The organism is Spirosoma fluminis (assembly GCF_054778895.1).
On the sequence record NZ_BAAGZD010000041.1, the window covers coordinates 762,891 to 788,153 of the forward strand.

17 protein-coding genes are annotated in these 25,263 nt (G+C 53.0%); 11 read left to right on the forward strand and 6 right to left on the reverse strand.

The features are described 5' to 3' along the window. Positions 1-2: 2 nt before the first annotated feature. Positions 3-605, forward strand: a complete 603-nt coding sequence (locus ACYVBJ_RS25130; RefSeq protein WP_460985040.1) for a hypothetical protein — start codon at positions 3-5, stop codon at positions 603-605. 2 nt (positions 606-607) lie between these two features. Here the strand turns inward: ACYVBJ_RS25130 and ligA are convergent, their stop codons facing one another. Then, positions 608-2,695 (reverse strand): NAD-dependent DNA ligase LigA, encoded by a 2,088-nt coding sequence (gene ligA / locus ACYVBJ_RS25135; RefSeq protein ID WP_460985041.1) that lies wholly within the window; start codon positions 2,693-2,695, stop codon positions 608-610. 209 nt (positions 2,696-2,904) lie between these two features. On the opposite strand from ligA, the gene rpe reads away from it, so the two are divergent. The 10 genes from rpe to ACYVBJ_RS25185 all read left to right on the forward strand — a co-directional run bounded on the left by rpe (position 2,905) and on the right by ACYVBJ_RS25185 (position 18,512). Beyond that, positions 2,905-3,576, forward strand: a complete 672-nt coding sequence (gene rpe / locus ACYVBJ_RS25140) for a ribulose-phosphate 3-epimerase (RefSeq protein ID WP_460985042.1) — start codon at positions 2,905-2,907, stop codon at positions 3,574-3,576. 46 nt (positions 3,577-3,622) lie between these two features. Further along, positions 3,623-5,032 carry an alpha-amylase family glycosyl hydrolase gene (locus ACYVBJ_RS25145; RefSeq protein ID WP_460985043.1) on the forward strand — a complete coding sequence of 470 codons (1,410 nt, stop codon included), beginning with the start codon at positions 3,623-3,625 and terminating at the stop codon, positions 5,030-5,032. A gap of 90 nt (positions 5,033-5,122) precedes the next feature. After that, a complete protein-coding gene (locus ACYVBJ_RS25150; RefSeq protein ID WP_460985044.1) occupies positions 5,123-7,162 on the forward strand; it encodes an OmpA family protein in 2,040 nt (679 codons plus the stop codon). A 62-nt stretch (positions 7,163-7,224) separates the two neighbouring features. Further along, on the forward strand, positions 7,225-9,018 hold the full coding sequence (locus ACYVBJ_RS25155; RefSeq protein ID WP_460985045.1) for a glycosyltransferase family 39 protein: 1,794 nt from the start codon (positions 7,225-7,227) through the stop codon (positions 9,016-9,018). Positions 9,019-9,033: 15 nt separating this feature from the next. Then, the gene (locus tag ACYVBJ_RS25160; RefSeq protein WP_460985046.1) at positions 9,034-10,827 is read left to right on the forward strand and encodes a hypothetical protein; all 1,794 of its coding nucleotides are present in this window, start codon (positions 9,034-9,036) and stop codon (positions 10,825-10,827) included. Positions 10,828-10,910: 83 nt separating this feature from the next. Next, a complete protein-coding gene (locus ACYVBJ_RS25165; RefSeq protein WP_460985047.1) occupies positions 10,911-12,074 on the forward strand; it encodes an acyltransferase family protein in 1,164 nt (387 codons plus the stop codon). Positions 12,075-12,411: 337 nt separating this feature from the next. Further along, positions 12,412-13,173 (forward strand): glycosyltransferase family 2 protein, encoded by a 762-nt coding sequence (locus ACYVBJ_RS25170; RefSeq protein WP_460985048.1) that lies wholly within the window; start codon positions 12,412-12,414, stop codon positions 13,171-13,173. A gap of 72 nt (positions 13,174-13,245) precedes the next feature. Beyond that, on the forward strand, positions 13,246-14,637 hold the full coding sequence (locus ACYVBJ_RS25175) for a protoporphyrinogen/coproporphyrinogen oxidase (RefSeq protein ID WP_460985049.1): 1,392 nt from the start codon (positions 13,246-13,248) through the stop codon (positions 14,635-14,637). A gap of 75 nt (positions 14,638-14,712) precedes the next feature. After that, the gene (locus ACYVBJ_RS25180) at positions 14,713-17,478 is read left to right on the forward strand and encodes a hypothetical protein (RefSeq protein ID WP_460985050.1); all 2,766 of its coding nucleotides are present in this window, start codon (positions 14,713-14,715) and stop codon (positions 17,476-17,478) included. A gap of 35 nt (positions 17,479-17,513) precedes the next feature. Then, positions 17,514-18,512 carry a hypothetical protein gene (locus tag ACYVBJ_RS25185; RefSeq protein ID WP_460985051.1) on the forward strand — a complete coding sequence of 333 codons (999 nt, stop codon included), beginning with the start codon at positions 17,514-17,516 and terminating at the stop codon, positions 18,510-18,512. A 98-nt stretch (positions 18,513-18,610) separates the two neighbouring features. Here ACYVBJ_RS25185 and ACYVBJ_RS25190 read toward each other — a convergent pair whose 3' ends face one another. The 5 genes from ACYVBJ_RS25190 to ACYVBJ_RS25210 form a co-directional block, all read right to left on the reverse strand. Continuing rightward, the gene (locus ACYVBJ_RS25190) at positions 18,611-20,308 is read right to left on the reverse strand and encodes an IPT/TIG domain-containing protein (RefSeq protein WP_460985052.1); all 1,698 of its coding nucleotides are present in this window, start codon (positions 20,306-20,308) and stop codon (positions 18,611-18,613) included. A 137-nt stretch (positions 20,309-20,445) separates the two neighbouring features. After that, positions 20,446-21,591 carry an acyltransferase family protein gene (locus ACYVBJ_RS25195; protein WP_460985053.1) on the reverse strand — a complete coding sequence of 382 codons (1,146 nt, stop codon included), beginning with the start codon at positions 21,589-21,591 and terminating at the stop codon, positions 20,446-20,448. 134 nt (positions 21,592-21,725) lie between these two features. After that, positions 21,726-22,643 (reverse strand): glycosyltransferase family 2 protein, encoded by a 918-nt coding sequence (locus ACYVBJ_RS25200; RefSeq protein ID WP_460985054.1) that lies wholly within the window; start codon positions 22,641-22,643, stop codon positions 21,726-21,728. A 150-nt stretch (positions 22,644-22,793) separates the two neighbouring features. Then, on the reverse strand, positions 22,794-23,978 hold the full coding sequence (locus ACYVBJ_RS25205; protein ID WP_460985055.1) for a glycosyltransferase family 4 protein: 1,185 nt from the start codon (positions 23,976-23,978) through the stop codon (positions 22,794-22,796). A gap of 22 nt (positions 23,979-24,000) precedes the next feature. After that, positions 24,001-25,263 (reverse strand): glycosyltransferase family 4 protein, encoded by a 1,263-nt coding sequence (locus tag ACYVBJ_RS25210; RefSeq protein ID WP_460985056.1) that lies wholly within the window; start codon positions 25,261-25,263, stop codon positions 24,001-24,003.

Consider the following 25,263-nt stretch of genomic DNA (forward strand, 5'->3'; position numbering starts at 1 on the left):
TTTTGGTTCTCCTGATACAACCCGCACGGATGCTGACGGGTCTTGGGAAGAAAGATATGTGTATGCAAAAACGGCTCGCTTTATTCCTACTGCTTTTTGCCGCCGGTTGTAAAAAAGACATCGGCTTGCCTGATCCGGCCAGTTCCACGCTCACGGTGGCCAGTCATCCCCATAGGAAAGCCGAACCACTAAACGGAGACTACTCCATTCAGTTTCCGCCCGGATACGAGGGGAACGGCATGGTTGGGTTTGAAGGGCCAGTCTTTGTTAAGAACCGAATGGATAAACAGGCGACTTTTACCTACTCATTTTGTAGTTCACTCAGCTGTAGCCCGTATGGACCTGCAATACCCATCCCTTATCCGTCAGTATCTTATCCACCAACCCTGACACTTGCCAATACTGTGCTCGATCAAGCCGTTGCTATCATGCGCGACAATCAGCTTCAGGCCGTTTTCTATTTTACTAAGGAGCCGCAGGCACTGGGCGTAGTGTATCTAAAGGATGTGCATGGAGGTGTGTTGAAACAATCCCTGAGTATACAGTATACTTTTAATTTACACAGCGAAGTGTTAGGCATACTACAGACCATTCAGCCCCGATAAATTTATACTTCGAGCATCGCCATAAATTCGTCTTCACCGATCATCGTTACGTTCAGTTTCTGCGCTTTCTCGATTTTAGATGGACCCGCATTCTCGCCGACAATCAGGTAGTTGAGTTTTTTCGAAATGCCGCTGAGGACTTTACCACCGTTAGCTGCGATACGGTCTTCCAATTCTTCGCGGCTGAAGTGCTGAAAGGTACCGGTATAAAGAAACGTTTTACCCACTAAGGAATCACTCTCGGCCTCAACGACCTTACGCTGACCGACCATCTGCAACCCAGCCGCCTGGAGTCGCTCGACCAGCTCCCGATTCTCCACATCAGCAAACCAGTCGGCCAGACTTTGCGCAATCCGCGGGCCGACATCCGGTACGTTGGCGAGTGTTTCGAGCGAAGCGTTCATCAGCGCATCCATCGATCCGAAATAGTCGGTTATCCGCTCAGCGGTGGTGTTTCCAACGTACCGAATACCGAGGGCAAACAGCACGCTGGAAAATGGCTGCGCTTTCGAGCGTTCGATGGCGGTCAGAATATTGTCAACGGTTTTCTGACCAAACTTCACCGTGCGCGCTTTGCCCGGTTCTTCGGAACCGTCTTCGTTGATAACCGGGCTGGCCGGGTATGTTTTTTGCAGACCCAGCAGTTTTTCGTTGGTCAGGTCATACAGATCGGCGGGGGTCTGTACCAGCCCACGTTCGATAAGCAGCTCAATCTTGCCTTCGCCCAGGCTCTCGATGTTCATAGCCCGGCGCTGAATGAAGTGTTCGAACCGCGCCTGCCGCTGCGGTGGGCAGCCTTTTTCGTTCGAGCAGTAGAAATGCGCCTGGGCCGCACCCCGCTCGTCTTCTTTCCGGATTAAGGGAGTGCCACAAGCCGGGCACGTAGTTGGGTAGACAATCGGCTCGGTTTGTCCCGTCCGTTTGCTCAGATCGACGCCCGTAATCTTCGGAATAATCTCCCCTCCTTTTTCGACATACACCGTATCGTGCAGCATGACGCCCAGGCGCTCGATCTCGTTCGCATTGTGCAGCGACGCTCGCTTAACGATCGTTCCGGCCAGCAGCACGGGGGTCAGTAAGGCAACCGGCGTTACGGCTCCTGTCCGGCCGACCTGGTAGCTGATGCCATTCAGGGTTGTGCTGGCGGCCAACGCTTTGTATTTGAACGCAATGGCCCAGCGCGGACTCTTTGCCGTATAACCCAGTTCGCGCTGCTGATCGTACCGATTCACCTTGATCACAATACCATCCGTGCCCAGGGGCAAGTCGAAGCGTTTCGTTTCCCACTCGTTAATGTACAGCATTACGTCCCGGATGTCGGCGCATTTCCGCCAGGTGGGCGATACGTTGAATCCCCATTTTTTCAGGGCAATAAGGCTCTCTTCGTGAGTTTGAAACACTTCCGGTTCCGACAGAAATGAATACAGATAGCAATCGAGCCGCCGTTTGGCAACCATCGCTGAATCCTGTTGCTTGAACGTACCCGACGCAGCATTCCGGGGATTGGCCAGTAAGGGCTCGCCAATGTCTTCGCGCTCTTTGTTAATTCGCTCAAACTCGGCCAACGGTAAAAAACCTTCCCCGCGCACTTCGAAGAGAGCCGGAACCTCAGCCGCATTGACGCGCAAGGGCACCGTTCGAATGGTACGTATGTTATGGGTTATATCGTCGCCCCGGACGCTGTCGCCCCGCGTAGCGCCCTGCACGAGCAATCCATTCTCATAGGTCATACTCAACGCTACGCCGTCGAATTTAAGCTCGCAGATGTACTCGTATTCCTGCCCGTTCAGTCCCTTGCGAACGCGATTATCGAACTCAATCAGGTCTTCTTCCGAGTACGTATTGCCCAGCGACAGCATCGGAAACCGGTGGTATACCGTCGCAAACTCCTTACTCACCGTACCCCCTACCCGTAACGTCGGTGAATCGGACCGCCGGAATTCCGGGTTTTGCTTTTCCAGTTCAGTAAGTTCAGCCAGCAGCCGATCGAACGTAAAGTCATCGACTTCCGAGACACTGTTCTGATAATATTGGTGATTATAATAATTCAGTTGGTTGGTTAACTCAACGATACGTTCCTGTGGTGTCATAATTATAAAGCGGCAATCTGTTGCAAAGAAAACGAGCGGAAGGCAAAATGACCAATTCGCCGGTGCTGGTCAAGCCCATTCGGTGTACTAAGCAGCCATTCTTGGTTTTGTTTCTTGGTTCTCTAAAAAAATGTACTTTTACAGGATAAATAAGCGCCGTTTACAGCCCTTACCTGCAAAGTTCATTCGTTAAACTGCCGCTATTATCTATGAGCCAGCCCCTGATCGCTCCTTCTTTGTTAGCCGCCGACTTTGCAAACCTGCAACGTGATCTTGACCTAATTAACCAGAGCGAAGCCGATTACCTGCATTTCGACGTAATGGACGGCGTATTTGTCCCAAATATATCCTTTGGCTTTCCCCTACTGGAAGCCGTGCGTCAACATTGTCAGAAACCGCTGGACGTGCATCTGATGATTACTGAGCCCGACCGGTACATCGACGCTTTCGCCGAAGGTGGAGCTTCCGTCATTCACGTGCACTACGAAGCCTGTGCGCATCTGCACCGCACGCTCACCCGCATTCGCGAGCTGGGATGCCGGGCTGGTGTTGCACTCAACCCGCACACGCCGGTATCGGGCCTGGAAGACGTACTGGAGCAGATCGACGTAGTGCTGATTATGTCGGTCAATCCAGGCTTCGGCGGGCAGTCGTTCATTCCGCATACGCTTCAGAAAGTAGCTAAATTAAAACACCTCCTGGTCGCCAATCAGTCGTCGGCCCTGATCGAAGTTGATGGAGGGGTTAGCCAGAGTAATGCGCCGGCCCTACTCGCGGCCGGCGCCGACATATTAGTGGCGGGAAGTTCGGTGTTCAAAGCCGACAATCCGTCGGAGGCCATCCGGCAGTTGAAAAATAGCCGTTCGCCATTGATTGCCTAACCCAGACCGAAACGCTTAATCCAGGTTCATTAACAAGAACTTACCTATGAAGAAATCCATGCTGGTCGTTGTGCTCAGTGCGTTTGTACTAACAACGGCCTGTCGCGACAATAAATCGAATCAATCTCCACCTACCACATCTCCATCCGACACAACGGCTTCGACCGCCCCCCCCTCGCCCGAATGGGCTAAGAACGCCACTATTTACGAAGTAAATACCCGCCAGTTTTCGGCCGAAGGAACCTTCAAAGCCGTTGAAGCGCAGCTCCCCCGCCTGAAAGAAATGGGGGTTGACATCATCTGGATGATGCCGATTTATCCCATCAGTCAAAAAAACAAAAAAGGAACACTCGGCAGCCCCTACGCCGTTGCCGATTATAAAGCTGTTAATCCGGAATACGGCACGCTGGCCGATTTCAAAGCGCTGGTCAGGCGTGCCCACGCCTTAGGCCTGCGGGTGATTCTCGACTGGGTGCCAAACCATACGGGCTGGGATCATGTGTGGGTAACGGAACATCCGGACTGGTACACGCAGGTGAACGGCAAGATGACCGCGCCCATCGACCCCAAAACCGGAAAGCCTACGGACTGGAGCGACGTCGTCGACCTAAACTACGACAACCCGGACATGCGCAAAGGCATGATCGAAGCCATGCAATACTGGCTGAAAGAAGGTGACATCGACGGGTATCGGTGCGACGTAGCGGGCTTTGTTCCCAACGATTTTTGGGCGCAGCTTCGCCCCGAACTGGATAAAATTAAAACCGTATTCATGCTGTCGGAGTGGGAAGACGAACCCGATCAGTTTAAAAGCTGCTTCAACATGAACTATGCCTGGGGTATGCATACCATGATGAGAGCCGTAGCCAAAGGCGCGCGTTCTGCCGACAAAATCGATTCTGTACGCGACGCCAATCAGAAGCGTTTCCCCGCCTGGTATTACCAGATGATTTTCACGCAGAATCACGACGAAAACTCCTGGAATGGTACGTTGGCGGAATCCTTCGGCCCGGCCGCTGACGCCTTTATTGTCCTGAGCAGTACGCTGGAAGGCATGCCACTCGTTTATAATGGGATGGAGTCCAATCTGAACAAGCGCCTGGCATTTTTTGAGAAAGACACGATTGCCTGGGGTACGTATGAAAAGAGTAATTTCTTCAAGGCCCTATTGACGCTGAAACACCGGAATCGCGCGCTCTGGAACGGGCTGGCCGGTGGCAAAGTGGAGAAGATTGCCACTGACCACGACGACAAGATCTACGCCTTTCAGCGGCAACGTGATTCCGACCGGGTTGTGGTATTGCTGAACCTGAGTAATAAGACGCAGAACTTTCAACTGGCGGGCGACGGTTTCGTGGGAATCTACACGGACGTTTTCAGTCACCGGTCGGTGGAGTTAAAACCCGATATGGCCGTTACGTTGAAGCCCTGGGAATACCGGGTGATGACCAACTAGCCTGAATGCCGGAACGCTTACCATTCATCATTATTCATTGCAATAGTTCTGCATGCTGCTTAAATTAGAGTTGTTTGTCGAGTGAAGTTTATGCGCCTACTACGTTTATTACTCTGCATCAGCTTATTGAATGTTACTACTGGTGGTTCGGCCCAGACCGTTCAGTGGGCGAGTCAGGTTATAGGGGTATCATCGGAGAAAAAAGGAGAGGTAACCGGCGAACAGTATAAAGCTTCGCAGGCGCTGGGCCGTCCGAGTAAAGTGCCGCAACTAGGCGAAACGCCCTGTGCCTGGGCGCCCTTTTATCCGGACGGAACAGCCGACGAATGGATTCAGGTTGGTTTCGGAAAACCAGTACGTGCCCGCCAGATCGTGGTTGCCGAAAATGTTAATCCCGGAGCCGTAATCAAGGTGGTCGTTATTGATGAGAAAGGAACCGAACACCCGGTTTACCAGGCAACCGGCACCCAGTCACGACCCGATCCGCTGCTGCATATCTTCCCCAAAGATTCGGGCTACGTCTGCCAGCAGGTGAAAGTGTTCATCAACGGAGCGGCCCTCAAGGGCATGAACCAGATTGATGCGATCGGCATTTCTGAGGATACCAAACCCGTTTCGGTTGCCATCAACGTATCGAAAAATATTCCTAAAGACATTCAGAAAGAAAACCTGGGAAAAACGGTTAATTCCGTCGGCCAGGAAGTGGCTCCGGTGATCTCCCCCGATGGCCGCACCCTGTATTTTACCCGCAATTACAACAAAGCCAACCTAGGATCTCCTGATCATCAGGACGTTTGGTTCTCGACCCTTCAATCAGGCGCATCGGGCACTCCCCCCAGCTGGAGCGAAGCGGTAAATATTGGCGCGCCGATCAATACCACGGGCGACAACGCCATCAGCGGCATGGCTCCCGATGGCCGCACCGCCTACCTGATTAACGTGTATCATCCGAACGGCGATTTAACGTTTGGTATCTCAAAATCCATCCGGACTAAGGCAGGCTGGTCGCAGCCCGCTGAGTGCAAGATTGCCAACAACTACAATCTGCACGAGCAAAATCAGCTGGAGTTCTGCGTTTCGCCGGACGGACAGGCCATCATTCTGGCGGTTCAGCGCCGGGACAGCCGCGGTAATCGTGACCTGTACGTTTCGCTGCAACAGTCGGACCGGACCTGGTCGGAACCGGTTTCACTGGGTCGAATGATCAACACTGCTGATGCTGAAAGTTCGCCATTTCTGGCTGCCGATGGCCGCACCCTGTATTTTACGTCGATGGGTCATCCGGGTTATGGAAACGGCGACATCTTCGTCAGCCGCCGGCTCGATGAATCGTGGGGCAACTGGAGCGAGCCCGAAAATCTGGGGCCCGCCATCAACACTCCCGAGTGGGATGGTTATTTTACCATTCCAGCTTCGGGCGATTACGCCTACCTCAGCTCACGGGACGGCTCAATGGGCGAAGATGACATCTTTCGCCTGAAGTTATACCCGGCGATCAAGCCCGATCCGGTGGCCATTATTTCGGGCCAGGTGCTGGATGCTCAGACAAAAAAACCAGTTGCCTCAGAGGTGGTTTCGGGGGTGTCAGGTGAACAGAAAGATGTAGCCAAAGCCGAGTATAGTCCGGAGACCGGCGAATACAAGATCATTTTACCCACCCAGAAAACGTATACCCTGACGGCCCGTAAAGAAGGCTATTTCCCGGCTACCGAGACGCTTGACTTGAGTAAAGACAAACGGTTTCGCGATATCAAACGTAACCTGTACCTGGTTAAAATTGAGCCGGGTCAGAAAATAGTGATGCGTGAAGTGCTGTTTCAGCAGAGCCAGTTCGAGCTGATGCCCGGTGCCAACGTTGAGCTGGACCGGGTGGTGGCGATGATGGAGAAGTACGCGGCTATGGAGCTTCTGGTAGAGGGCCATACGGATAATCAGGGCGACTGGGAGCCGAATATGAAGCTGGCGGCTGACCGGGTCCGGGTCGTAAAAGAGTACCTGACCGGCAAAGGCATCGCCGAAACCCGCATTCAGACGAAAGCCTGGGGACCCAGCAAACCCATTGCCAGTAACGAGACGGAAGAGAAACGGAAACTGAACCGGCGGGTAGAATTCACCATCCTGAAATTGTAAAACCAGCAGGCACTGGCTTACTTTGCGCCTGTATGCCGAATTCACTCGTTACTGACCGCCCAATGAACGACCATCGTTCTGGTTTTTTTACGGCCATTAGTCGTTCACGCATCACCATTTTCGTCATTCTGCTATTTGCCTTTGGGCTGCGGCTTTACAAGTCGGGGGTCCATGGCATTTACCTTGACGAAAAGCTGACGTTGGTGTGCACACAGGGCGTCGTGCTGGAAGGTTCCAATCAGCGGGATGTCTTCTTTACACCGGGCAAAATGTATTTTACCCCCAAAGAATTCTGGAAACCCAAAACGCTTAGCGATTATAACGAAGCCATCATCCGCAGCGACATCAGCAATAGCCCTGCGTACACGGCCATGCTGTCGGGCTGGATCGAGGTGTTTGGCATCAGCGATTTTTCGATCCGGTTTCCGTCCGTTTTATTCAGTACGTTCATCGTCGGCATCATCTATTTACTGGTTAGCCGCTACCTGCGATCGAAGCCACTCGCCTTAGTATGCGCCTTACTGGCGGCTGTGGAGCCGTTTTTCATTTCCTACAGCCACATGGCCCGCAGCTACTGCACCACGATATTCGTTTCGTTACTCGCTACGTATCTTTTCCTCAGAATCCTGGATAAGCGAGCCGAAGGAAAGCACCCAATCGGTTTTTATATAGGCTACGGCCTGTGCTTTGCGCTGACCATCTTGGGCCACTACCTCGGGGCGCTGGTTTATGTTTGTCACGGTCTGTACCTACTGCTGTACGTCAGAAACTGGCAGACGTACTTAGGCCTGGCGATAACCTGGTTTGTGTCGGCCCTGGTGCTGGTTATGCCCTGGTTCGTTTTCGGGGGAGGAAAATATATCTTTATGACGATGGCCTACCAGGCCCAGCTCTACCGGGGTTTGGCGTACACGAATCCCTACGATAATGGGTTCGGCATTATTCTGCCCGCTACGCTCGCGAACGTTGTCAAAAAAATGATCCCTATTACCAGCGACTTATTTCTGCTGACCAACGGGTTGTCGAACGAGACGCTGGCGTTTCGAAACCTGGTACTCGCCCTCGGATTCGGCACACTGGCAGTAGGCCTGGTTCACTGGTCGGAACGGATCAAAGCCACCCCACTATGGATTAAAGTGGCCGTACCACTGCTGTTGGTAGCTGCGTTTCCATTGTATACCGTTACGTCTCCCCGGTTAATCGTAGCGGCCGCGTTTCCTTTATTTGTGTATCTGTTTTACCAGGCGGCCAGCCAGACCACGGTTGGCTCCAAACGCCATTTTTTAGTATTTATCGGCCTGCTGAGTATTCTGCCAACGTTGTTTATTCTGGTCATGGCTTTCCGGAACGGCCACACCTATGGCATCACCCAGCGCTACACCAGCTTCTCGTTTCCCTATGCCATCATTCTGGCGGGTATCGCGGTGCAGCAGATTTTCCGACAACCGGCTTACCTCCGCCTGACCCTAGGCGTTGTGCTGGCTATTCAGACCTATTTTGTCGGCGATCTGCTGTACCGAATCTACGAAGACCAATCGCCTAAATATACCTATTACGGTCGCTACCGGATTGCGAATCCGTACATGACGGCGGCCGAACGGATCATTAAGTCGTACGCGCCTGGCGACACGATCCTGTATCCATCGGCGCGCACAACCCCCCGCGACGAGATCGAAAAAACGTACAGCACTCATTCCATTATGGATGCGCAGTACACGAACCTGTACCTACCGAAAGACGCTACGTATTACCAACGCCTGGATACGACGCAGACCGACCAGATTATTCTGGTGAAAGGAAAAACCGGTTCGCGGGTCGTACTCTTCGACTTCGAAGGCACCAAATACCGTTATTAAGCCCATTTGTACCCGATGATGCCTCGTAGTCAATCCGTTTATACTCGTCCTACTGCTCTAAGTCAGCGTTCACGCGTTGGGGGGTGGCAGACGGCGGGGCCCTGGATTCTGGTGGCAATTCCCGTCGTGGCGTTCGGGCTGATCTGGCAGCAATATGCGGTCAATGTTCCTAAGTGGGACGATCATGCGCTACGGGCTTTTCTGTATTATTCGGATCAGGAAACTACCTTATCCGGCAAATTCCATCAGCTTTTTCGTCAGCACAACGAGCACCGCATTGTGTATGACCGGGTTATTACTGCGCTCGATTACTGGCTGTTCGGCAAACTGAATTACACCCACCTGATGCTGATCGGCAACCTTAGTCTCGTTGGGTTGCTGTTCCTGTTCATCGCCATTTTACGGCGGGACAATCGGTCAATGTTTTATGCCGTGCCGATCGCCTTATTTTTATTCAATCTGTCGCAGTGGGAAAATATGTTCTGGGGCATGGCCGCCCTGCAAAACTTCTCAGTTGTGTTGTGGGTGTTAGGCGCGTTCTACCTCCTGAGTTATACCAACCGGCTGGGTTTAGCCATTGCCTCGGCCGTACTGGCTACGCTCACTAGTGGCAATGGCTTACTGGTGTGGCCACTCGGTTTTGTGCTCTTGCTGCTGCAACCCGCGCCCGTTAAACGGATGCCGTTTCGCCAACTCCGACTCCGCCAGCCGATAGTGATCTGGACGCTGAGCGCTGTTCTCGTCATTGGACTATATTTTTTCCGGTTTGAAAAACCCGGCGGTATAGCCTACGTTCGGCCGGGTGTATTCGACTTAACAAAAGGCTGGTTTGCGGTGGTGGGTGCATCGGCCGAAGCTTTTCCCATTGGGCGAACGCTCCAGAACAGCGTACTGCTCGGTGGGCTACTGGTCGTTGTTACGTTAATCAGCATGGGTTGGGAGGTGCTGTCAAACTGGCTCCCACTGACCCGTCAGTTTCGCCAGCGGTTCACGCGTCATTCGTTGAGTTCACCAAATAGCCCCGCTTTGGCGCCTGTTGTCTTATTCTTCTGGTGTAGTGCGGCATTTATATTGGGAACGGCGGCCATAGTAGCACTGGCCCGAACCGGCTTCGGAGCCGATTTATTGATAACGAGCCGGTACAAAATCTATTCGCTGACGTTACTGGCCTTACTGTATACGTATGCGGTCGTACAATTTCAGCCTCAGTACCAACGGTGGACAAGCGTTGCTGGATACATCGGCGGGCTGCTTCTGGCCTGGCTTTCCTACTACTCGTTCCTGAACGAAACGAGCTGGTGGCGCGACTGGCTGCTGACCAGTCAGTTCAACTGGACGTATACGACCAATCGTCCGGTAGCCCAACTTGATCCGATTACCGAACGCTATACCCAACCAGAACCCGCTTTTTACGATAGGATGGCTCCTGTACTTTTCAGGGCTGGTCAGCAGAAGCCAGTGCCCGTTACCGTAACGGTAACCGCAGCCAGTTTTAACGTAACGGATAACCAAACCCAGGCTCAGCCACTACGGAACGGAGGCAACTACGTACTGGCCAGATCGACCAAGCGGACGTATCTGTTTCCGGTATGGCAACATCAGACATCCCCTGTTCAGGCCCGCCTGATTCCATCACGCTCGTTCGCGACCGGATTCGACGCGACGATTCCCAAAGCGGATCTCGAAGCGGGTACGTATCAATTGTTTGTACTAACCATCAACGGCACTACGCAGGTAAACCTACATCCAACGAATCAAACGATTGTATCGGAAGGGCAACCTGTAGACACAACTAAAAAGAACTGGTAATGCACATCGGGCCGGGGGGCTTTCAAAATTACCCGACCTGATGGGTTCAGACCAACGAACTGCTTTATTCACGACCATTCATCATGCAAACGAACGCGCCCGTAACAACATCTGTCCGACCAACGCTGAACCACCTCAAACAATTAGATGGGATCCGGTTCATTGCCGTTGGGCTGGTCCTGTTCGACCATTGGATGGCGGGGCGCGTGGAATTACCCCTCGGCGCACTGGGCGTTACGATTTTCTTTGTGTTGAGTGGCTTTCTGATTACCCGGATTCTGCTTTCGAGTAAAGACAAGCTGAGTAGTCAGCCAAACGGCGGTTTAGGAACGTACCTGAAAACTTTTTACATGCGCCGTACCATCCGCATTTTCCCTATTTATTACCTGACGCTGTTTGTCCTGTACGCCATCAACGAACCGCCCGTTAGGCGAACGTTTGCCTGGCTGGCCTTGTATGCCACGAACATATACATGGCTTATTATACCTCCTGGATGGGGACAGTCGACCACCTCTGGTCCCTGGCGGTAGAAGAGCAGGTGTATTTATTTTTCCCACTGGTTCTGTTTTTTGTGCCCCGGCGGTGGGTTCCGCTCACGGCCGCCTTACTTATTATCGGTGCCGTTGCCTTACGATACGTCCTTTACCGCGCCCGGATGCCCTGGTTCATCGGGTACGTAACCATGCCCGCCTGTCTCGATTCGTTTGGGCTGGGCGCGATTATGGCCTTCTGGTGGCTATACCAGCGAAACCGGTTTGAGCGGGTGTTTACCCCTACCCTCTGGCTCTGGCTCAGCATTATTGCCCTGGCGTTTGTCGCCTGGATGAATAAGCAATTACCGGCTATCCCGGACGTTACCGGTTTACCGGGTCATCACAACATCATGTCGGATGTGTGGGAGCGACTGGCCGCGTCGTTAATTGGTTTCTTCCTGATTGGCCGGGCGGTGCTGGGCTTTACGGGGCCGATAAAATGGCTGCTCGAAAATCCGGTCAGTCAATATATGGGCCGCATCAGCTACGGGCTGTATCTATTCCACAATTTTGTATTCAACGTCTATCATACCCAGCCCACGCATTTCACGGTACGTGCCTGGCGACGGATTACGGACGTCCTGCCGTTTCTGCACAGTTCATACGTGTTCCAGTTCGCCTTTTATCTAGCCCTGACAGTCGCCATTGCCACCGTTTCCTGGTTCCTGATTGAAAAACCAATTAACAGTCTCAAAGATCGCTACTCGTACTGATCTGGTATTTGCCAGGTATGGGGTTTGAACTGTCGTTGTATCCGGAAGGAACGTATTGGAAATACAGAACAGCTATTTGCCCCATTCTCTAATCAGTCGTTCTTTATCAACATCATTCGATAGTGCTTATTTGCAATTAAATAAAGCGGCTGGGTCATCCGTATGCGTTCCCGGTTAATAAAGTCCTATTCCTATACAGTGGGTACCCATAACAATTACGTATATTTGTGGTGTTTATTAGGCAAGAACAATCTACGTCGGACTAAAGGAATTGTTCAGCTTTTCCTTTACTATTGGTCATCAACCGACGTATCGCCAACCACCTAAAGTACACTGCATGAGCCTCCTGCTGTCAATCGTAATGCCGGCTTACAACGAAGAAGAAGTTATTGAAGTTGTTGTCAAGCAGTGGACCGATTTACTAACCCGTCAGTTTCCTACCGAAAATACGCGTTTGATTGTCGTCAATGACGGCTCACGCGACAATACCGGTGCCATTCTCGATCAGATCAAAGCGCGTTATCCCAAATTAATCGTGGTGCATCAGCCGAACGGTGGTCACGGTAACGCCGTTGTGAATGGCTATCGCCAGGCCGTTGCGTTAGACTCGGAATACGTTTTCCAGACCGACAGCGACGACCAGTTCGTTACCGAGGACTTCCAGAAGCTCTGGGATAAACGACGCGAATCACCGTTTATCCTCGGCTACCGCGAAGAGCGGTATGATGCCCCGGCACGACTGATAATTACGCGCATCCTGCGACTCAGCATTGCGTTTATCTATGGTACGTATATCATGGATAGCAACATTCCGTTCCGGCTCATTCGGGGTACGTTCCTGCGCAAGCTGCTGGCTCAGCTTCCAACGCCCACTCCTTTTGCGCCGAACATTTTCCTGGCCGTTATGGCCAAGAAAGCAGGCTGCAACCTCTTCGACATCCCAATTACGCATAAAGAACGGCTGACTGGTACGGTGTCGATTCTTAAATGGAAGCTGCTGAAGGTGTGCATTCAAAGCTTTAAGGAGTTAGCGCAGTTCCGCTTTGATCTCAGCGACAAGATGAAAGCGTTAAAAGCGCCCGAACCGGTAGCGGCTTAAAATAAACCTGCTGTCCCCAACAGTGGTATGACTCTTCGTTAAAAAGCCCCGATGGGGTTAGGGCTCACAATCATGAATTATAAATACGTTATCATCGGCTCTGGGCCGACAGGACTTGGAGCGGCCTACCGCCTGAAAGAATTAGGCATTACTGATTTCATCATCCTGGAAAAAGAAAATCGCATCGGTGGCTTGTCCAAGAGCTTCGTTGATGATAAAGGGTTTACGTGGGATGTAGGCGGGCACGTACAGTTTTCGCATTATAAGTACTTTGACGACCTGATGCTTAAGGCGTTGGGTGAGGATGGCTGGCTCAGTCACCAGCGCGAATCCTGGGTTTGGATCGAAAATCGGTTTGTCCCCTACCCGTTCCAGAACAACATTAAATACCTTAAGCCCGAAACGATGTGGAAGTGCCTGGAGGGTATTATCCACAACTATAAATTTCCGACGAATCAGAAACCCGCCAACTTCCGCGAGTGGATTCTGGCGACGTTCGGTCCGGGTCTGGCGGAAACGTTTATGTTTCCCTACAACTTTAAAGTATGGGCGTTCCCGCCGGAAGAAATGAACGCGGTCTGGGTTGGCGAGCGGGTTGCCGTAACGGACCTTCAGCGCGTCACCAAAAATATTATTTTCAATCAGGACGATTTCTCGTGGGGGCCGAACAGTACGTTCAAGTTTCCAAAGCAGGGCGGTACCGGTAGTATCTGGGAAGCTGTGGGTAACCTGATCGGCCTCGAGTACGTGAAGCTCAACGCTACGGTAGAAAAAGTTATCGGGCCTGAGAAAAAGATCGTTCTGGCGAGTGGCGAAGAGATCAATTACGAATACCTGATGAGTACCGTGCCGCTCGATATATTCACCCGCAAGGTGGAAGGACTCGACTCGCAGACCATCGAAACAGCGCAGGGTCTGAAACATTCATCGACCAACGTAGTGGGCGTTGGGCTGAAAGGGCAACCCAAAGAAAGCCTGAAAACCATGTGCTGGATGTATTTCCCGGAATACAACAGCCCTTATTACCGCGTAACCGTCTTCTCAAACTACAGCCCCAACAACGTTCCGGACATTAACCAGAACTGGTCACTAATGACCGAAACCAGCGAATCGTCGGCTAAACCGGTGAACCGCGAGACGTTGATTGAAGATACCATTCGCGCCCTGAAAGAAGACAAGCTGATTCAGGATGACGACGAAATCGTTTCGACCTGGCACATGGCGTTTGACTACGGCTATCCGACGCCTTCCGTCGAGCGCGATGCGATTTTGAAGGCTGTTCTGCCAAAACTGGAGCCGTTCGGCATCTATTCTCGGGGACGTTTCGGTGCCTGGAAATACGAGGTCAGCAACCAGGACCATTCGCTTATGCAGGGGGTTGAATGGGCGAACCGCGTGGCCGCCAACGTCCCCGAACTAACCATGCCATTCCCGGAAACGGCGAATGCGATGTGGGGAAAATAAGAGTTAGTTTGTAATTTGGGCCGGATCGCCGGTGCGATTCGTAGTTTGTAGGCCAATAAACCACGAACGTTACCGATGAACAGCACCGTCGATCCGGCTAAAACTACAGACCCTTTTGCCTTGGCTACGAAACGCATTGGAATTGGTATTGGCTTAGTGGCGCTGCTGATTGGTAGCTGGCTGGGCTACCGCTATTTTTTTGCGTCAGCCCCTTCGGTTGGGTCATTAGTGCCGCCCGGTGCGCTGCTCGTGCTGGCCAGCGACCGGTTGCAGGATACGGTTTCGGCCCGAGCCCTGCGAACCGAGATTTCGCTGCGGCAAATGCCGATCTTCGACGAAGCCCGGCAGCGGCTCGATCGCTTTCTGTACGCAACGGCCGACTCGGTTAGTGTACTCCGCTTTGTGAAGCGACGGAACATCCGTTACTCGCTGCATCCCGTTTCGAAGACGCGGCTCGATTTTATCTTCTATATACCGATTTCGGATCAGGATCAGCCTTTTATTGACCAGCTTACCAATCCGGACCCGCGCCAGTACCGGGTACTCAATCATACCTTTTCCGGCGAAAAAATTCTCGATCTGGTTGCCCGAGGTAACGAGCCCATCGGGTCATTTATTCTGACGGACGATTTTCTGATTGGCAGCGCTTCGGGCATTCTGACCGAGAACGTAGCCAAGCGAATGCACCAGTCGCTGAAGCTTTCACAGGATGAACCCGATTTTCGAGTCGACGCCGATCACCTGGCCGGTCTGTCGGTTCGTCCGCAGGTTCTTCAATCGTTATTTAGCAACGTGGGTTCGCTGGTACGGCTTTTCTTACCGGAGGAACTGAATTTGCAGTTCCGCCCCTCGGCCTCTCGCTCCCACCTGATTGGTTACGCCGTTGACCAGATCGGTGCCCGCCGGGACGTAGCCGCTTTGTTCGCGGGGCAGACACCACAGCGTATTCAACATGCCGAATTAATTCCGCAAACGACGGCTACGCTTTACCACATTGCCGTTAGCGATGCTCCTCGCTTTGGCCGGTCGTTGAGTCGGCTGCTTAGCTCTGCATCCAGCGATTTTCTGCGTGGACGCTTCGATCAGATTCAACCCGCTACTGGCGACCTATATAAGGCATTAGGAAGCGATATTATGTTGTGCCGGATGGAGTCACCAACGAATGCGCTTCGGCAGGTGCTCATTCTGACGGCAAAAGATGGTAAAGCCTTGACGAGTGCTTATCAAAAAGTAGCGTATCGGATTGGAGCGACAGCGCCTGCTCCGCTAAAAGAATTTCTCGGCCACAAGATTTTGTTGTTGAATGTGTCCGAGTTACCGGCTTCCTTGTTCAGCAGTCTGTTCTCGGGATTTTCGCAGAGCTGGATTACGCAGCACGGCTCATCGTTGATCGTGGCAAACAGCGAAGATGCCATGCAGGAATATCTTCAGCAGATGCAGCGCGGAGCCGTCTGGACTTCAAACGAACGGCAGGCAGAACTGGTAAAGTCGACCCTGCGTCCGGCCAACTTCACCGCATTTGCCCGCCTGAACCGCACCCAAACCACTGTACCGAAAACCTGGCCTGTCGCCTGGCAGAACTTATTGGGTCAGGCCGGACCGCAGGCGGCCCTGGCGAATCTGGAGAACATGGCGTATCAGGCCAGCTACGGCAATGAAAATATTCAGTCGACGGTGATTCTGGGCCGTACCACCCGCCGGGCCAGCAAAGCCGTGCTCAACAAGCTGCTGCTGCAAAAAAAGACGGAGTTTAATAACGCCCTGATTTCAGCACCCGTAGTGGCGGGTAGCCTGAGTGATGCCACTCCGCAGTTCTACGCGCAAACCAATGCCGGGCAGTTCGTACTCGTGACCCCCGAAGGCGAAAAAATTGTGCAGGATACGATTGCCGGGCCAATCCGCAGCAACGCCCTGGCGGTTGACTTTCTGAACAACGGTCGGCTCCAGTATTTATTCATGACCGATCGGAGGTTGTATATAGCAGACCCTGGTCTTACCCCAGACGGGCGAAACGAGGTGCGTCTGCAAAGTATTCAGCTTCCTAAGGGTCTTGACGTTACGTATCTGGCTCGTCCGCGAGGGAGTCAGCAACGGAATCTGGTGGCGCTGGCCGCGCACGAAGAAGGTCACATTTACGCCCTTGACCGCCAACGGCGAACCTTTGTCCGACTCCTGAGTCCTCCCCATAAAGGGCCATTGCAGTTGCCGTTTCAGGTCATCAACAAACCAACGGGCATGGAGGTGCTGGCCATTCAGGCCGATGGCCGACTGAATCACTGGCGCGAGAATGGTACTCAGCTTCCTCATTTTCCGGCCCGAATTGAACGGAGCAGTATCGAAGAGCCCGAGATTCGCTTCGTCGGCCCGGCTCTGCTGCCGGTGGGACTTCAAACCATTCACACCATCAGCGAAGAAGGCCAGTTATTGACCTTAAACCTGAACGGCCTGATTGCCAAACGTACGCAGTTGTATCGGCCGGTACGTAGCGGATCGTTCCGCCTGTTTCCGGATGAAGAACAAACCAACTGGCTGCTGCTACGTACCACCGACACCGAAGTTGCCGTTCTGGATCAGCAGGGGCAGCGCCGATTTGATGTACGCGCCCTGCAATCGGGTCGTAACAACGTTCGTTACCACCGACTCGGCGCTGGCGTTGAACTGATCAGCGTGAAATCCGGTAGTTTCACGACGTTGTACGACCTCAACGGACGTATCGTTGGCGATCGGCCGATTCCGAGTGACTTTCCCCTTGCCCTACAGTTCGACGAGCGCACGAACGAATTATACATTCTGAGTAGCGCTAAACAGGCTGTGCAGGTATTTAGTATCCGATTGCGGTAAGTTTGCTAACCGCAGTCCATTAGTTTGTATTACGTATGCGTATTCTTCGCTATAGCGTCCTCCTGTTCGCGCTCGTTTTGTGGGCAGGTGGTCTGTCATCGACCGTCGCTCACTGGCTTTACCAGATCAATGTCATCGTCGATGACTATCGGTACGGTGATCTGTACCGCATTTCTGCATTACCCCAGTTCAAGTTACCCCAGCCTGTCTGCCCGACCTCGAACCGGGCCAGTGATACCGCATCTACCCACCTGTACATCATTGGCGACAGTTTTTCGGAAGAGCAGCGAATTAGCCGGAGCGATTTTCGGGTGAGTCATTTTCAACGGGTAAAATGGGACTTTACGCAACGGGCCCAGCTCGACACCACAAAACGGAACGTACTCATTCTGGAAACGGTCGAGCGCCATTTTCGCGGTATTTTCGCGCGTCCGGTTCGTGAACTGACCGTCGTACCCGACACGGCTCAACACCCGCTTCCCCGCCAATCGTGGTACCGTCGGTTGTATAACGACCTGCACCGAACCGACATGGAAGAACGGTTGCAATCGGCCTTGTTCAGCCAGGACTGGGCGTTCTGGTTTAAGGAATTGAAGGCTCAGCTCACCCTGAACTGGTTTAACCGGTGGAGTACAGGTGTCAGCCTATCACGCGATCAGCAACACATTTTTATAAACTCGGACACGGATACGTCCAGCGCCCTGTCGTCTTATTCGCGGCTCCCGGACAATGAGGTCAATACGCTGATCGACAGTGTCAATTCGGTGGCGGCCCGTTACCGCCAGCTCGGTTTCGATGAAGTTTATCTGTCGATTATACCCAATAAAGCGAGCATTGTGGAACCCAATCGGGCGCCGTATAACCACTTGATCGAGCGCGTTCAGCAGCACCCGAATCTGCAAATTCCAACGATTGATACGTATGGAGCCTTTAAGCAAGCTTCGCCGTCGCCGTATCTGAAAAGCGACACCCACTGGACGTGCGAAGGCCGGGCCATCTGGCTCAGCCTGGTCCGGCAGAAACTAGGCGTATAATCAGCTCCTCACCAACTGAAAAACGAGCGGGGTAAGCTGCATAAGCCCACCTCGCCCGTTTAATTTGTTCTGCCGATTACGACAATAACCTAATCCGCTTACTTATCATAATCGGTTGCCTGCGGATTAAAATTTGTCCAGCCCTTCGTCCAGTCTTCCGTGCCGAACGCTCCCCGGTACGGTGTCGATACAAAGAACGAACTGTTCAACTTGTCATCCGCCACGGCTCCCGTCAGCAGGGGTGATCCGGCTTGTAGCGCAAAACTGGGTGCCGTAGTACTCGTGAAGCCAGATACCAGTAATGCCGCCAGCGCGGATGTCGGAACGATCTGATTTGCCCGGCCAGCGGCCGAAAAGTAAGCGTTAGCCTCTTCGTTCGTTATGGCCCCGACGCCTACCACCGGGGTTAAGACGTTGGCCAGCACAATTCCTTTCAAATCGATCATACCGTTTGTCAGGCCACTGGCCGTACTGGCGGCTTCCAGTCTAACCCCTTCCGGATAGCCATAATACAGCGAGTTATAGATCGAAGCGGACGCGTTCCGGCGCAGCGATAATCCCGCCCGATACGCCCCTGTTCCCTTGACGCTGTTCGTAGTAACGGGCGTATCACTAAATGCGAAACTGCTGATGTTCGCGAACAAAGGGAAGTTCCGCGTAAGTCCGTTTATCAACGTAACCGGCGCTACATCAGTGGTAGCTGCTGAGTCAAAATTCTCTAGTTCAAGCCCGTTTGACCCCGACTGATCGGCGACTTCGGGGTTTCGCATGGCCAGTCCAAACTGCAGGTTGCCTACGTATCCCCAATCAGCACTCCAATCATCGTCGAAGCTGTAATAGGCTACTACGTTCTTCAGATTTGCGGTGCCCCCAAACCAGGAAAATGCGTCGCTGCCACTGTGCGATACCTGAACGTGGTTAATGGCAGTAGCACTGCCGACCCCATACATCGACAACCCACTGAGCCGTGCAGTTGATCCGTTCGGCTGTGCGGCCCCGGCGTATTCGATACGCACGTATTGCAACGTACCGGAATTGTCGAGTGGCTCGCCATAGTGTTCGACCGTGCCGCGCACACCACCGGGGTTTGCCGTTGTGGCACTTTGGTTGATCGGCGACTTCCCAATTAGAACCACTCCGCCCCAATCGCCGTAATTCCGCTGGCCGGCGGGTTTTGCCGAGGTAAAAACAATAGGTTGAGCCGCCGTACCCACGGCCATGATTTTTCCGCGCCGTTCAACAATCAACGTACCAGCATAGCCTTTTCCGGTCGGGTCCTGTTCCGGCCCGGCTCCTTTGATTACGGTTCCGGGTTCAATTGTCAGCGTGTAATCGGCCGGGATATAGACCATCCCTCTCAACAGATAGACATTGCCCTTTGTCCAGTTCAGGTTCGCAAACGTAGTGCCCTGTACTTCCACAACGGGCTTGGCGGATTTAGGTGTTACCGTAAACACGTTCGTACTCTGCACCGTCTGCTCCCCAACCACAACACCTACTGGTCCGTTGGTCGCCCTATCGGGCACAACAACAACCAGGCGTGTAGGCGAAGCCGAGACAATGGTAGCCGTTACGCCCCCAACCGTAACGGTGTTACTACCGGGTGCTGCGCTAAAATTTGTACCGTTGACGGCAATGGTACTGCCCACCGGGGCGGTAACCGGGTCAATGCTGCTAATGGTTACAGCCTGCGGCTGGGGGTCATCCTGGACCGCATCTTTCTTACAGGCGACAAACCCGGCCGACAGACTAAGCGGCAACAGTAATACGTACAACCAATGTTTGAAGCGTTTCATAGTTGATAAGCGAGTTATATATTGAAATTGAGAAACTATAGAGCAACCATTGCCCTTGAAATAAGTATTCCGGAAGCTGGTGACCCTTTATCGCAATGGACAGCCGGCTGATCGCTCGTACCCGGAACAGAACAGCTTCACTTCACCCCGAAAAACGGGCGAACAAACCGAAAGGGGCGAATCAGAACGTGGTAAATCACCCAGCAGCCGCCGAACGTCAGGGTGATCATGACCAGAAATTTTACCTGCCAGGGCCAGGCGAGCGGAGCCAGGTAGTAGCCGACAATCAGCAAAATGGTCTGGTGCAGGATATAGAATGGATAAACCGCCTGATTGGCATAGCGCAGGAACCGGTTACTGAAATTCAGATACTGGTAGGCGTACCCGAAGAAGGTCAACAGCCAGCACCAGTAATTAGTAACCCGAATAGCCGCGTAAACAACCACTTCGGCCCCTGCCAGTTCATGCCAGTTCGCCCAGTAAAAGACCAGCAGCCCCCCCAGTGATACAGCCGCAACGCTTAGCAGCAAGCGCCGGTATCGGCTCAGTGTGCCCCAATACAGGGGCTGGCTGCACAGAATATAGCCAAATACAAAGAAGCTGAAATAGCGAAAATGGGTCTTCCAGTCGTTTACAAACCCACGCTCATTTTCTGGTAGGTTTAATAACTCCCCCAACAGAAACCAGCCGACCGGTATGCCGATCAGCCAGAACGGGTTATTGAAAAAATGAGCCCACCTGGCGGTTAGCCGTCTACCCGACGGCTTCCGAAGCTGGAGCCAAATCGGCAAACCGACCAGCGAATACGCAAAAATGTAACCGAGGTACCACAGGTGATGCCAGCCAAAATTCCCTTCGGGATAGAGGTCAAACGTCAGCATCTGTTGGTAGAACTGGGCGTACGAGTACGTATTGCCCTGCGTAAGCCGCTCGATGTAGATCTGCGGAGGCACCAGAACAAACACGCCAAACACCAGCGGAAGCAGAAGCCGACTAGTACGGTCACTCACGAAGGTTTCCGCCGATCGTTTGCCCAGCGACCAGTACACGCCTGCCCCGGAGATCATGAACAGCAACGGCATACGCCATTGAATCAGGAACATCAGCGGGTAATTGATCGAATAGCTGACTACATTGTTCTTGATAAACCAATCCCAATGGCTGAAGAATAGGCCCGCGTGAAACAGAATCAGTAACCCAAACGCAATCACCCGGAGCCAATCCAGATCATGGCGCCGGTTCGATTTCTGGGTTTGTGGTGGTGTTTCAATAACGGCTTCCATACATGTAGCGTAATGATGAAGGTGGAGTTACCTTACCCGTTGATTTTCCGGCCTCGGTATTTATAAGGAACGGGCGGATCTGTCCCCAGAACGGCCCGCATTCGGCCAGCCTGTTCAGCGCGGCAATCCTGCGCTTACTTATTCAGCAGCTTGTACAGCCGCACCGTGTAAATACTCTCCGGCCGTTTCCGGAAGTTGTTGAACAGGCTGTCGAGTGAAGCCTCGCTAAAAATCAGGAAGTTGTAGAACCGATTTTTTCGCCGGGCAATGATCTGTTCCAGTGTAGCACGTACCGACCAGCGCAGAAACACGAATATGCCGTATTTACTGCCGTGGATGTTCTGAAACACCCGGCGCTGGTTACGTACGGCGTAGTACTGTTTCCAGGCACCCGGCCACGGAATACCATTCCGATCGAAGGAGGGCGGATGGTAAAACACCGATCGGGGCACCGTCACGACGGGATAATGCATTTTCTGGGCCCGCGTCATGTATTCAACCTCATCGCCCCAGATAAATAGTTTCTTGTCGGGTATGCCAATGTGTTTAACGACTTCCGAACTGATGAGCGTACCATTGAAGAAGGAGGCTACGCCGTATACCAGATCGACCGAAGTCATGTCGGTCACCTTCCGGTACTGGCGATTGGGCCGGTCGACGTAAAAAGCCAGCTCGTCGCTGTCCTTGCTGCTGATGGATACGGAGTTCTTAATGCAGGGGCCAATATTCGGCGAGTTCATTAATTCCTCAAGAGCAGTGGGCGTAGCCAGACAATCGTCGTCCATGCACCATAGCCAGTCATAACCAGCTTGCGCGGCCGTGTCGATACCGGTTGCAAAGCCCCCTGCACCGCCCAGATTCGCCTGCGTCATCACCGTCAGGTCGGGCTGTTGAGCCAGCCATGTATCCGTTCCGTCGGTGCTGCCATTGTTGACAACGACGATACCGTCCAGCTTGTGCGTCTGTCGCAGTAGACTATCCAGGCACAGCTTTAAATCGGCAAGCCGATTATACGTAACGACTACAGCGGCTACGGTTTCCTTAGTTTTCATAATTTAACGTTGATATCAGGTTGTCTGAGAGCTGTATTTTACGGGTGCCGACCTGGGCAGTAAGCAACCGCGGTAAAAGCGGTCTTCGTCACTAAGCACTAAGCGACACAGGCGCTCAGATTTCAATCAGGGAGCGATGCCGGTGGTTGATCAGGCCACGTTCTGCATCTGATAAAGTTCGAGGTATTGATCGGCCACGACCTGAATCGGAAACCGTTCGGCAACGAGTTGTATCGACTTTTCCGAGAGCTGCTCGTAAAGCTCCGGACTGGCCAGCAGCCGATGGGTAGCCTTGACGATGTCATCCACATTTGTTACGTCCACCAGCAGGCCGGCATCCTGCACTACCCAGGGCACGGCACCACTGTATATGCCTGCCACCACGGGTACGCCGTAACTCATAGCTTCTACCAGCACCATGCCAAACGACTCTTCCAGCGAGGTGTGGAGCAATACGGTACTCTGGGCGATTTTCCGGAGAACATCAGCGTGCGGCATGGTGCCGTAAAAAATGACGTTTTCGATTTGATACTTCTCGCAAAACGCGGCCGCTTCTCCGTCGGGAACAAAAGCGGTTCCGATACCCCACAGAACGGCCTCGGGATGCAGTTGCTGAATTCGCCTGAATGCCAGCAGCGCATTGATGCAGTTTTTCCGGTCGTCCCATCCATTGACTACGGTAGTAATAACAGGCCGGGCCGATAGCGACCGCACGCTCGACTGCTCGGGTATTTCCACCGGATTCGGCACAACCAGCGCCCGTTGGGAAGCCCAGTTGCCAATCGACTCCGCCATGTACGGCGAAACGGCCGTAAACCGGCGTCCTTTCCTGAATACGTAATGGGCCATAATCGTCAGAAACAGCCGGTTCAGCGTCCGTACATATTTCAGAATCGTCAGCGCATTATCGTGCACCGTAATGAGGGCATTCGGATTATACGCCAGAGCGGCTACGGCGAACTCATACGTCCAGTGAGCGTGTACAACGTCGGGCTTATACTGCTGCAGGAGCGCTGAAATCTGCTTCCGCTCAAACTGGTAGAAATCAGCCGTGCGGCCGGGCCGTTTGCCATTAAATCGAAAGGTGTGTTTTCGGCAGGGGATCACAATATACGTGAGCAGCCCTTCCTGATGGACAAACGGAGGTTCGTCATCAGCCAGCTCATCATCCATAGTGATGGCAAGCACCCGATGACCGCGGGCAACGTATTCCTTAACCAGATTACTGATCAAGGGCGCTCCGCCCCGCCCTTTAGGACAGCGGCCGACCCGCTGCCGGGATAGGTCGGGGAGCAGATCGTCGGTTGCAATCGAAGCTAATACACCAATATACATTATGTCTGATTTATGTTTTGGATTACGCTTTAACGACGGCTTCGTCGGGGACTTCGGTCAACAGAGCCGGATACAGCTCATCGATGAACGTTTTGATCTTCGTTTCCCACACCAGCGATTTGGCGAAGGCATAGCCTGCTTTCCCCATTGTCTGCCGTTCCTCGGGATGCGTGTACATCCACTCAATCGCTTTTGCTAAATCGGCCACAACTCGTTCTTCGTCCGCTACGGGCACTTTAATGCCCCTTTGTTCGGAGACCAATTCCGCTTGTCCGTGCAGATCCAGCGTTACCACCGGCAGCGAATAAGCCATGGCTTCAAGTAACTGGTGCGGGCAGGAATCGCGGAGGCTGGTAAAGAAAAAGACATCCGATTGCTCATAAAAAGCCTTTGTCTCCTGAAAGGTGACGTGGCCTGCCCAGTTCACCCGGTCGGCAACCTGGTAGCGTTCGATGTACTGCGGTACGTGTTCGGCCATTTCACCCTGCCCGCCAACAACCGTCAACGTTACCGGAATGCGACGATCAACCTTACCCAGCGCCTGGATGGTTAGTTCGAGGGCCTTGCGGGGCAGCAAACGCCCTACCCACAAGAGTTTCAGGGTATCGCCAGCGGGGTGATCGATGGGGTGTGGGGGTAGAAAAGCAGCGCCCAGCCCAGCATCCCAGATTCGATCAATGGGCAGCGTAGGCCGCAGGCGACGCGCCAGTTTATACGTATCGGTATTCGTTACGACCACTCGATCGGCCGTGCTGACCGCCTTATAGAAACCCGGATTCGTGTATTGCAACAAAATACTGACCCAGTCGCGCATCCACTCCCGGGTCCAGTGTTTTCCGAAGTATCGTTTCAGAACTTTAGGTGCCCGCTGCCCTCCGCCAACGGGGCCGAAGATGAAGGGTTTGCCCAGCTTATACATGAAACTGCCCAGCTGAATACTGCCATACGTAACGTGGTGTACCAGATCGAAGCGGTGCGTACGGTCGAGCTGACGGGCTGCCAGATATGCTTTCCACTGCCAGTACAGGTAATGAAAATACATACCGATCAGCCCTTTGTGGCAAAAACGATCTACCCATTCCGGCACCGTAACGTAATGAACGGTCAGGTTCGGATAGAAACCATCGTCCAGCACCGGCTCAATGGCTTCTTTGCCATCAATCAGTGTCAGGCAATGCACCTCAAGCCCGTTCCGGCTTAGTGTAGTCGCGAATGTCCATCCGGTACGTTGCTCGGAACCGTGGTTAGGAATACAGGCGTAAGCCGACAGCAAGACTTTTTTCAT

Excerpts from the sequence above, each read along its gene's own strand:
- ligA (WP_460985041.1), bottom strand. The coding sequence starts at position 2,695 with ATGACACCACAGGAACGTATCGTTGAGTTAACCAACCAACTGAATTAT.
- rpe (WP_460985042.1), top strand. The coding sequence starts at position 2,905 with ATGAGCCAGCCCCTGATCGCTCCTTCTTTGTTAGCCGCCGACTTTGCA.
- ACYVBJ_RS25145 (WP_460985043.1), top strand. The coding sequence starts at position 3,623 with ATGAAGAAATCCATGCTGGTCGTTGTGCTCAGTGCGTTTGTACTAACA.
- ACYVBJ_RS25150 (WP_460985044.1), top strand. The coding sequence starts at position 5,123 with ATGCGCCTACTACGTTTATTACTCTGCATCAGCTTATTGAATGTTACT.
- ACYVBJ_RS25155 (WP_460985045.1), top strand. The coding sequence starts at position 7,225 with ATGAACGACCATCGTTCTGGTTTTTTTACGGCCATTAGTCGTTCACGC.
- ACYVBJ_RS25160 (WP_460985046.1), top strand. The coding sequence starts at position 9,034 with ATGATGCCTCGTAGTCAATCCGTTTATACTCGTCCTACTGCTCTAAGT.
- ACYVBJ_RS25165 (WP_460985047.1), top strand. The coding sequence starts at position 10,911 with ATGCAAACGAACGCGCCCGTAACAACATCTGTCCGACCAACGCTGAAC.
- ACYVBJ_RS25170 (WP_460985048.1), top strand. The coding sequence starts at position 12,412 with ATGAGCCTCCTGCTGTCAATCGTAATGCCGGCTTACAACGAAGAAGAA.
- ACYVBJ_RS25175 (WP_460985049.1), top strand. The coding sequence starts at position 13,246 with ATGAATTATAAATACGTTATCATCGGCTCTGGGCCGACAGGACTTGGA.
- ACYVBJ_RS25180 (WP_460985050.1), top strand. The coding sequence starts at position 14,713 with ATGAACAGCACCGTCGATCCGGCTAAAACTACAGACCCTTTTGCCTTG.
- ACYVBJ_RS25185 (WP_460985051.1), top strand. The coding sequence starts at position 17,514 with ATGCGTATTCTTCGCTATAGCGTCCTCCTGTTCGCGCTCGTTTTGTGG.
- ACYVBJ_RS25190 (WP_460985052.1), bottom strand. The coding sequence starts at position 20,308 with ATGAAACGCTTCAAACATTGGTTGTACGTATTACTGTTGCCGCTTAGT.
- ACYVBJ_RS25195 (WP_460985053.1), bottom strand. The coding sequence starts at position 21,591 with ATGGAAGCCGTTATTGAAACACCACCACAAACCCAGAAATCGAACCGG.
- ACYVBJ_RS25200 (WP_460985054.1), bottom strand. The coding sequence starts at position 22,643 with ATGAAAACTAAGGAAACCGTAGCCGCTGTAGTCGTTACGTATAATCGG.
- ACYVBJ_RS25205 (WP_460985055.1), bottom strand. The coding sequence starts at position 23,978 with ATGTATATTGGTGTATTAGCTTCGATTGCAACCGACGATCTGCTCCCC.
- ACYVBJ_RS25210 (WP_460985056.1), bottom strand. The coding sequence starts at position 25,263 with ATGAAAAAAGTCTTGCTGTCGGCTTACGCCTGTATTCCTAACCACGGT.